Source organism: Nocardia sp. NPDC059236 (genome assembly GCF_042754085.1).
Lineage (GTDB): Bacteria > Actinomycetota > Actinomycetes > Mycobacteriales > Mycobacteriaceae > Nocardia.
Map to the genome: position 1 here is coordinate 1 of NZ_JBHZAF010000070.1, position 782 is coordinate 782.

At 71.9% G+C, this 782-nt stretch carries 1 protein-coding gene; it reads left to right on the forward strand.

Annotation, left to right across the window (positions count from 1 at the left end; all coding sequences use genetic code 11):
- Positions 1 to 613, forward strand: a 613-nt coding sequence (locus ACFXIV_RS47880) for an NAD(P)/FAD-dependent oxidoreductase (RefSeq protein WP_379421534.1), incomplete at its 5' end; no start/stop codon positions are given.
- Positions 614 to 782 lie beyond the last annotated feature (169 nt).

The following is a 782-nucleotide window of genomic DNA, read 5'->3' on the forward strand; positions in this document are numbered from 1 at the left end:
GGTGTGGACGGCCGGGGTCAAGCCCCACCCCTTGCTCGCCCGCACCGGGTTGCCCGTCACCGCGCGCGGCAAGCTCCGATGCGAGCCCACACTGCGCGTCCAGGGGACCGCACACGCCTGGTCGGCGGGGGACGCCGCGGCGGTCCCCGACCTCGCGGCGGAACCGGCCGCGGAACGGGTCGCGGAACCGGCCCAGGACCGGGCCCGGGGCGCGGCGCCGGCGGACGGCGCGGAACGGCCGCTGTGCGCCCCCAACGCGCAGCACGCCGTCCGCCAGGCACGCCGCCTCGCCGACAACCTCGCAGCGGTGTGCGAAGGCCGGGAACCCACCCCCTACCGCCACTCCTACGCGGGGTCCGTCGCCTCCCTCGGACTGCACAAAGGCGTCGCGCACGTGTACGGACGGAAACTCAAGGGATACCCTGCCTGGTTCATGCACCGCGCCTATCACCTCAGCCGGGTGCCGACCTTCAACCGGAAGGCACGCGTGCTGGCGGAATGGGTGCTCTCCGGCCTGTTCAAGAGAGAGATCGTCTCTCTCGGCTCGCTGGAGCACCCCCGTGCCGAGTTCGAACTCGCGGCAGGCACCGTACGGCGCCCCGACAAGAACTGAGGGGTTCCACCGGCGCGGTGGGCCACACTGGACATGTGACCATGGGTGGGCCCGCGTCTGCGAAGCGTGACCCCGAAGCGGCCCGAGCAACCCGAGCGAACACAGCGAACCACACAAGGAATCGGACGACGTGAACTTCACGCGCTGGAGCGCCCGACTGCCCGGCACA